We start from the raw sequence: 8,522 nt of genomic DNA on the forward strand, positions 1-8,522 counted from the left end.
GCCTCACTGCAGGCGCCCCTCTTCGCGCAGCGCCTCGTCCATCGAAGGCTTGATCAGCGCGGCGCCGGTCAGTGCCCACAGCGTCAGCACGTCGTCCAGCGCGCAGATGTTGCCGGGGTTCACGCCGAGCCAGCGTATGAGCTCTTCGGCCCGCTCCGGCGAAGGCGAATCATGCAGCGTGCAGAAGAGCGTCCAGGCGACGTCGAAGGCCGGGTCGTCGTCGGTCGGCCGGGTCGTCTTGTCTTTCATTCCCCTCCTTCACGCTGCGAGGCTTTCCCGCGATTCGCGCACCTTGTCCTCGACGATCTTTCCCGCCTGCATGGTGATGACGCGGTCGGCCAGGTGAAAGTAGCGGTCGTCGTGCGAGATCACCACCAGCAGGTGTCCCTTGGCGCGCAGCTCGGGCAGCAGCTCGGTATAGAAAAGATGGCGGAAGGTCGGGTCCTGGTCGGCGGCCCATTCGTCGAACACCAGCACCGGGCGGCCTTCGAGGTAGGCATGCACCAGCGCCAGCCGCTTGCGCTGCCCGGTCGAAAGATCGGTGGTGCTGAATGCGCCGTTCTTCAGGCTCACCTTGTGGGCAATTTCCAGCCGCTCCAGATAGGGCAGCGCCGTTTCGGGCAACACCTCCATGCCGGCGCCGCCTTCGCTTTCTTCACCGGCCACAAGATCTTCGAACAGATAGAAGTCGGAGAACACCGTGGTGAACAGCTGGCGGTAGTCGTCGCGGCCTTCGGGCTTGACCACCGAGCCGTCGATCAGCACGTCGCCTGCCTGCGGCGCATACAGGCCCAGCAGCAGCTTGATCAGCGTGGTCTTGCCGGAGCCGTTGTCGCCCACCACAAACACCATTTCGCCGCGCCGCAGCTTCAGGTCGATGGGCCCGAGCGTGAAGGCCTCGCCGCCTTCGGGCGCATCGAAGGCATAGCGCACGCCGCGCATGCCGATTTCATTCTTCAGGATGACGCCGTTGGACGCGCGCTCCAGGTGCAGGTGCGGCTCCGGCGTGGCAAAGCGGGCCGACAGGTCGCCGATTCGCTGGAAGGCCACCTTGGCACGGCCCACGCCGGGCAACAGGAGCGCGATCTGGTCCAGCGGCCCCTTCAGGAACAGCAGCACCAGCACGAAGCCGCTGAGCACCGCGGGCTCGGTCGGCTGGAACGCAGCCCAGCCCAGGATCAGCGCGATCAGCAAAAAGAACAGCGCCGAGCCGAAGGCGGTCGCAATCACATAGGTGTTGATGGCGCGCCCGTTGACGACGCGGATGGTGTCGACGATGCGCTCGATCTGGCCGGAGAACATGCGCGTGCGGCGCGTGCGGTGCATGCGCAGTTCCTTCGCGCCTTCGCTGATGGCGCGGTAGGCCTTGTGCAGCTGGTCTTCCTGTTCGCGCGCTTTCCAGAAACCGGCCTCGCCGCGAATCTGCGCCATGAGCTGCACCGTGATGCCGATCACCAGCGCCACCAGCATCAGCCCGAACAGCGGCAGCGAAAGAAATGCGAGGTAGCTCAGGCAGCCCAGCGCCACGGCGATCGCGATCAGCATTCCCGACAGCGCGAACGCCACGTCGCTGATCATGTCCACGTCCTGCGACAGCACCGGCATCAGGCGGTGCGTGCGGTAGCGCTCCAGCGCATCGATGGGCGCCGCGAGAATCTTCTGCGCCAGGCTCTTTCGCACCTGGGCCACCAGGCGCTGGCCGACGAAGTTGGTCGACACGTCCGACGCCATGCGCCCGAAGAGCGCCACGCCGCACAGGCCGATGAAGGTCAGCAGCAGGCCGCCGGCCAGCCCGCCCGGTTGGTTGAGCACCCGGTTGATGGTGCCGAGCAGCGCGACCGTGGCGGCACCGGCGCTGATGCCCGTGACCGCGGACAGCACTATCCACGGAAGAAAGGGTTTCAGCAGGCGCCCGATTTCGGCGCCGTTGCCTGCGGTGGTAGTTGTCATGCAAAGGCTCTTTCCGCCCGGGGGCGACAGCTGGGTAACGACCATGCCGCCTGGCACGGCCCCGGTGGCTTCGTGCCACCTACTGCCTAGACGGTTGAGCCGCGGCAATGTTCAGCGCGGTGCGCGTGAACAGTTGCCCTGCAAATCCGTCTTGATGGCATGACCTTGCCGACGGCCGATCCGTGATCCCGCTGCTGGAGCCCCTGTTCCCCGGCGAGCTGGCCGTGCATGGCGAAAAGCTGCAATGCGCCGACACCGTGCCGCCCGGCGCGGTGCGCGTGGCGGATCTTGCGCAATCGCCCGCGCTGCTTGCCGACGTGCTGCAGAGAAATGCGCGCTACCGGGGCGTTGCCGGCACAGACCTGCGCGCCGTTGCGTCCGCATGGAGCCTCGAATACATCGCGATGCTGCTGCCGCCCGTGATGGCCGCGGCCAGCATGCTGCAGCACGTGTTTCCGGTTGCGGCGGAACACACCTGGGTGCGGCTCGACGCGCATGGCGGCCCCGCGAGCTTTCACATCCGGCACATGGGCCGGCCGCACCACGGGGCCGGCACCGCGGAGCGCTACGCGCCGCTGCTCTGGCAGCACCTTGCGCCGCTGTTCGAGGCGCTCGCCGGCCGGACGCGGCTCGCGCCCAAGATTCTCTGGAGCAACACCGTGCGGCTCATGGAGCCCGTGTTCGACGTGGCGTTGGCCGCCACCGGCGGCGCACCGTCGATCTCGTGCGACCGGCAGCTGCTGCTGCACAGCGCCAAGTGGCCGAACGAGCTTCGCCCCAACCCGCTTCACGGCCGCGAACGCAGCCACCCCGTCAAGCTGCACCGGGAGTGCTGCCTCAACTACCTTCTGCCGCACGAGCACCACTGCAACGCCTGCCCGCTTGCGCCGGAGCATCGCGGTCTCGGGTGAACAGATTGCGGGCCATTCCGTCTTCCATCTATCCATCCATTCCACACATATGTCCAAGGCCAAGCTCGTCTACATCCTGTCTTTGAGAAATGCCGCCGCCGACAAGGCCGGCCAGCATATTGCGTACAAGGGAGAACAGCGCTACATGGCCTCCCCGCTCGAGTACCTGGCCAAGGCGCTCGACGAGACACCGCTGGGCGATGCCTACTCGCTCGAAGGCATCGTCATAGACGACGATCCGCGCTCGCCGAAAGACCAGGCCGCGCTGCAGGACTACGGCTTTTCATGCCAGCCCGACAAGAAATGGATCTTTCCGGCGGGCCTGAAGACGCAAGGCAAACAGCTCACGGACATCTTCCATCCGGTGCCTTCCGAATACAGGCGGCTGCCGCTCGATTCAGCCGAACGCCCCGCGGGCAAGAGCCGCTTCGAGCGCACCCTGCTCGACAAGCTGCTGACGCTGCAGGCCGACATCGTCGTGCTCGACGGCCTGCTCGTGATCCTCGACGAGCTGGTGCGGCCCGGCGCACCGTTCCACCGCAAGATCGTCAACATCCATCCGGGCATCACCCGCATCGAATCGCCTTACGAGCGCCGCGGCGCCTACGCAACCCTCGATGCGCTGCACGGCGCGCAGGGCCGCAAGATCGTGAACTGGCAAACGATGGAAAGCGTGCCCGTGCCTCCGCTCTACAAGACAGGCGCCTCGCTTCACTACGTGGACAACGGCATCGACTCCGGCGAGGTGATCCACGACGCGCTGCGCACCACCATCGACCCGAACGACACCATCCTCGAGCTGCGCTGGAACAACTTCAACCACAGCCTCTTTCCCGCGCTGCACGAGGGCCTGGCCCTGCTCGCAGGGCAACGGCAACCGCTCACCGAAAGAACCGCATGACGCCAACTCCCCATGTCTCCTATGCGGGCGGCATGCCGCACGCCATCACGCGCGACGGCGACACGCTCAGCGTACGCAACACGCAGGACGAAACACGCTCGCTCTGGAAAACCAGCCAGGCGGCCTCCGGCGCCGTGCTCCAGTGGGTGGACGGCAGCAATGCGTCCACGGCCCACCTGCTGGCCGCACTGGAAGGCGCGTTCGAACACCACCCGGCCCACAAGACGCTGCGCGTGGTGCCCAGCCAGCCGGCGGCGTCGCTCGTGCAGGCCGGCGTGCTGCTGCAAGCCGAAGGCGGCCAGGCCCTCGCCTGCCGCGACATGCTTTGGCAGCAGCCTTCGCTGTGGCTGCCCGCAGTGCACGCCCCCATGGCCCTGCAATACGCACTGACCAACGGCAAGCGCCACCCCGTGCGCCCGCCCAAGCCGCGCGGCGTGCTCTACCAGCGCTTCATTCCCTGGCTCGGCAAGACCTTTTCGTTTCGCAGCTTCGACTTCGAGGCCGACCTGCCGATGTTCAACCGCTGGATGAACGACCCCGACGTGGCCGTGATCTGGGAGGAAGAAGGCGACCTGGACAAGCACCGCCAGTACCTCTCGGCCATCGACCGCGATCCGCACATGTATTCGATGATCGCCTGCCTCGACGGCGAGCCCTTCGGCTACTTCGAGATGTACTGGGCCAAGGAAAGCCGCATTGCGCCGTTCTACGACGTGGACGACTACGACCGCGGCTGGCACGTTCTGATCGGCGAGCCGGCGTTTCGCGGCAAGGCCTTTGCCACCGCCTGGCTCACCTCGATCTCGCACTACATCTTCTTGTGCGACCCACGCACCCAGCGCGCCGTGGGCGAGCCGCGCATCGACCACCTGCAGCAGATCCGCAACCTCGACAAGTCCGGCTACGCGAAGGTGAAGGAATTCGACCTGCCGCACAAGCGCGCCCTGCTGGTCGTGATGCTGCGCGAACGCTACTTCACCGACGCCCTCTGGCTGCCCCGCAGCGACGGCGCCGCCACGCCTGCCCAACATTCTGCGTAAAGGAAAACCGCCATGGTGATTCACGACCTCATCGGTATCGGCTTCGGCCCTTCGAACATCGCACTGGCCATTGCGCTGGACGAGAAACGGCGCGACGGCCGCCGTGTCGATGCGATGTTCATCGAGAAGCAGGCCGGCTTCGCCTGGCACAAGGACATGATGCTCGACCAGGCGCACATGCAGATCTCGTTCATGAAGGACCTTGCAACGCTGCGCAACCCCACCAGCCGCTTCACCTTCATCAACTACCTGCATGAGAAAAAGCGCCTGCAGGACTTCATCAACCTGAAGACCTTCTTTCCCAGCCGCCACGAGTTCAACGACTACCTAGGCTGGGCCGCGTCCCAGTTCGAAGATGCCTGCGTCTACGGAGAGGAAGTCTTCGAGGTGCTGCCCGAAAAAGAAGGCCACGGCGGCGAGGTCTCGCTGCTGCGCGTGCGCTCGCGCGACGGCGCCGGCCACGTGACCGAGCGCCTTGCACGCAACCTGGTCGTGAGCATTGGCGGCATGCCCAACATTCCGGACGGATTCCGCGCACTGAGGAATGACCCCCGCGTGTTCCATTCGAGCAGCTACCTGCGGGACATGGCCCGCCTGCCCGATGCCGCAAGGATTGCCATCGTGGGCGCGGGGCAGAGCGCGGCGGAGATCTTCATGGACCTGCAAGGCCGCCCGCACGCGCCGCAGGTCGACCTCATCATGCGGGCCCGCTCGATCCGCCCGTCGGACGACAGCCCCTTCGTGAACGAGGTGTTCAACGTCGAGTTCACCGACTACATCTACAGCCAGCCCGAAGACGAACGCGCCGCGTTGATCGACGAATTCGGCCACACCAACTACGCGGTGGCCGACCTCGACCTGATCCAGCAGATCTTCAAGATGTTCTACGAGCAGAAGGTTCGCGGCGAAGAGCGCATGCGCTTCCTGCGCCGGCACGAGATCCGCGGCGTGCATGCGGCGGCCGATGGTGTTCACCTGACCCTGCACGACCAGAACACCGGCCATGAAAACACCCTGCGCTACGACGCCGTGGTGCTGGCCACCGGCTATGGCCGCGAGCAGCACAAGGCGCTGCTGACGCCGCTTGCCCCCTACCTCGGCGATTTTTCGGTCGACCGCCACTACCGCGTGGGCAGCACGCCGGACTTTCACCCCGCCATCTTCCTGCAGGGCGCCTGCGAGTCGTCGCATGGGCTGAGCGACACCCTGCTGTCGGTTACCTCGGTGCGCACGGGCGAGATCGGCAACGCCCTGCTCAAGGCGATTCCGGCCGGCGCGCCGGTGGCCGCCACTGCCGTGAACGCCGCAAACAGCCCCCGTCACGAGCGGCAGGCGGTGCAGGCCTAGGCGCGGCTACCCGGCGCCGGGCAGGCAAAAAGAAAAAGGAGACAGGCCGCTGTCTCCTTTTTTTTAAGCCAAACGTCTCATGTATGGAAGCGCCAAGGTGCCGAAACCGGCCGGCCTTGGGCGTCGCAACGTGAACACGTCGTATTCAAGCACCTGGAGTATCAACTTTATGCGTCCCCTGCCCCGTCAACGTCTATTGAATGCCGCGCTCGCCACGGCCTTCGGAACGGCCTTTTCCCTTTGCAGCGTGAGCGCCCTGGCGCAGGCGACTGGACAGCAGCAGCGGGCCGGCGATTCGACGCTGCCCGCCATCACGGTGAACGCCGACACGGAAGAATCCGCCACGGGCCGGGTCAACGGCTATCTTGCCAAGCGCAGCACGGCCGGCAGCAAGACGGACACGCCGATCGTCGAGACGCCGCAGTCGATCTCGGTCATCACGGCCGACCGCATGGACGCCATCGGCGCCACCACCGTCAAGGACGCGCTCGGCTACACCCCGGGCGTGAGCATTTCGCCCTTCGGCGCCGATTCGCGCTACGACTGGATCTCGATCCGCGGCTTTGACGGCTATGCGCCGGGCTTCTACCTGGACGGCCTGCCGCTGCGCAACAACGGCACGTGGGGCGTCTGGAAAACCGAGAACTACGGCAGCGAACGCATCGAAGTTCTGCGCGGCCCCACCTCGGTGCTCTATGGCATGGCAAGCCCGGGCGGCGTGGTCAACATTGCGAGCAAGCTGCCCACGGCAGAGCCCGTGCGCGAGATCCAGCTGCAGTACGGCAACGACGCCCGCCGCCAGGTGGCCGGCGATTTCTCGGGTGCGCTCGATGCCGAAGGCAAGGTGCTCTACCGCATTACCGGTGTGGTGCGCGACGCCCAGCTCCCCGGCGGCAGCTCGCGCGACGACCGCACCTACATTGCGCCCTCGATCACCTGGAAGCCATCGAGCGACACCACTTTCACGCTGCTGGCCCAGTACCAGAAGAACCGCGCCGGCGCCTACAGCCGCATTCGCCCCGCGGCCGGCTCGCTCACGCCGACGCGCATCGGCACCTACATTCCCAGCGACCTGAACGTCGGTGATCCCAACTTCGATCACTTCAACCAGGACCAGAAGATGATCGGCTACCAGCTCGAGCATCGCTTCAACGACACCTTCACCGTGCGCCAGAAGCTGCGCTACGGCAAGCTCGAGGTCGACTACCGCGCCCTGCAGTCGCCGGGCTTCGTTCCCATGGACCCGGCCAATGCGCTGAGCGCGGAGAACTACCGCTACCTGAACCGCGGCGTCTTCGGCAGCCAGGAAAGCACCTCGTCGGTCACCATGGACAACCAGCTGCAGGCCGACCTGCGCTCGGGCGACTGGCGCCACAAGGTGCTGGTGGGCCTGGACTACCAGCGCACCCGCATCGACCAGTACACCTACAGCAGCCCCTTTGGTACGCCGCTGCTCGACATCTACGCGCCTGTGTACGGCGGCACCATCGATATTCCGCAGCCCTACGTCAACGGTGTGAGCCGGCTCGCGCAGACCGGCATCTACCTGCAGGACCAGATCAAGTGGGGCGACCGCTGGTCGCTCACCATCGGCGGGCGCTACGACACGGCGCAAAGCACCAACTACAGCCGCCTGGATGGCTCCACGCAGCGCATTTCGGAACACAAGTTCACCAAGCGCGCGGGCCTGGTCTACCTGGCGCCCAACGGCCTGGCGCCGTACCTGAGCTACTCGGAGTCGTTCGCGCCCATCGGCGCGCTCGACCCGGCCACCCGGACCCCCTTCAAGCCTGAAAGCGGCCGCCAGTACGAGGCCGGCATCCGCTACCAGCCGCCGGGCGGCAAGTCGCTGTACAGCGCGGCCATCTTCGACCTGCGCCGCAAGAACTACATCACGTATGACGCGACCTTCATGCCGAAGCAGACCGGCGAGATCTCGGTGCGGGGCCTCGAGCTCGAAGCCACCACCGAACTCATGCCGCGCCTGAACCTCACGGCCTCCTACGCCTACACGCCGCGCGCCATCGTCACGGCCAGCAGCCGCGCCGAAGAAATCGGCAAGCAGGCGATGTCCGTTCCGCGCAACCGCCTCTCGGTGTGGGCGGACTACCGCTTCAGCAACGGCCTGAAGGTGGGCGCGGGCGTGCGCTTCAACGGCTCGACCCGCGGCGACGCGGAAGTCGTCGCGCCGGCCAAGGTGCCTTCGTACACGCTGCTGGACGCCATGATCGGCTACGACATCGACCGCTGGACGCTGGCGCTGAACCTGCGCAACCTGACCAACAAGACCTACGTTGCGAACTGCGCCTACGGCTACTGCTACCTGGGCACGCAGCGCACGGCGGTGGCAACGGCCACCTATCGCTGGTAAGC

General features: G+C 66.0%; 7 protein-coding genes. 5 read left to right on the forward strand and 2 right to left on the reverse strand.

The features are described from left to right. Positions 1 to 3: 3 nt before the first annotated feature. Together V9L20_RS12145 and V9L20_RS12150 are read right to left on the reverse strand one after the other, a co-directional pair. Complete coding sequence (locus tag V9L20_RS12145; protein WP_258501597.1) at positions 4 to 249, reverse strand: hypothetical protein; 246 nt, start codon at positions 247 to 249, stop codon at positions 4 to 6. A 9-nt stretch (positions 250 to 258) separates the two neighbouring features. Next, entirely contained in the window at positions 259 to 1,950 is a 1,692-nt protein-coding gene (locus V9L20_RS12150) for a cyclic peptide export ABC transporter (protein WP_337296787.1), read from the reverse strand. Positions 1,951 to 2,132: 182 nt separating this feature from the next. Between V9L20_RS12150 and fhuF the strand changes: the two genes are divergently transcribed. The 5 genes from fhuF to V9L20_RS12175 all read left to right on the forward strand — a co-directional run bounded on the left by fhuF (position 2,133) and on the right by V9L20_RS12175 (position 8,520). Further along, entirely contained in the window at positions 2,133 to 2,861 is a 729-nt protein-coding gene (gene fhuF / locus V9L20_RS12155; RefSeq protein ID WP_337296788.1) for a siderophore-iron reductase FhuF, read from the forward strand. 49 nt (positions 2,862 to 2,910) lie between these two features. Then, the gene (locus tag V9L20_RS12160; protein ID WP_337296789.1) at positions 2,911 to 3,762 is read left to right on the forward strand and encodes a formyltransferase family protein; all 852 of its coding nucleotides are present in this window, start codon (positions 2,911 to 2,913) and stop codon (positions 3,760 to 3,762) included. After that, positions 3,759 to 4,802 carry a GNAT family N-acetyltransferase gene (locus tag V9L20_RS12165; protein ID WP_337296790.1) on the forward strand — a complete coding sequence of 348 codons (1,044 nt, stop codon included), beginning with the start codon at positions 3,759 to 3,761 and terminating at the stop codon, positions 4,800 to 4,802. The genes V9L20_RS12160 and V9L20_RS12165 overlap by 4 nt, the downstream gene beginning before the upstream one ends. Positions 4,803 to 4,814: 12 nt before the next feature. After that, positions 4,815 to 6,149, forward strand: coding sequence for a lysine N(6)-hydroxylase/L-ornithine N(5)-oxygenase family protein (locus V9L20_RS12170; RefSeq protein ID WP_258501602.1), 1,335 nt, complete (start codon positions 4,815 to 4,817; stop codon positions 6,147 to 6,149). 169 nt (positions 6,150 to 6,318) lie between these two features. Then, complete coding sequence (locus V9L20_RS12175; protein WP_337296791.1) at positions 6,319 to 8,520, forward strand: TonB-dependent siderophore receptor; 2,202 nt, start codon at positions 6,319 to 6,321, stop codon at positions 8,518 to 8,520. The last annotated feature ends 2 nt before the right edge of the window (positions 8,521 to 8,522 follow it).

Origin of the sequence: Variovorax sp. CCNWLW225 (genome assembly GCF_037204045.1) — a bacterium.
Taxonomy (GTDB): domain Bacteria; phylum Pseudomonadota; class Gammaproteobacteria; order Burkholderiales; family Burkholderiaceae_C; genus Variovorax.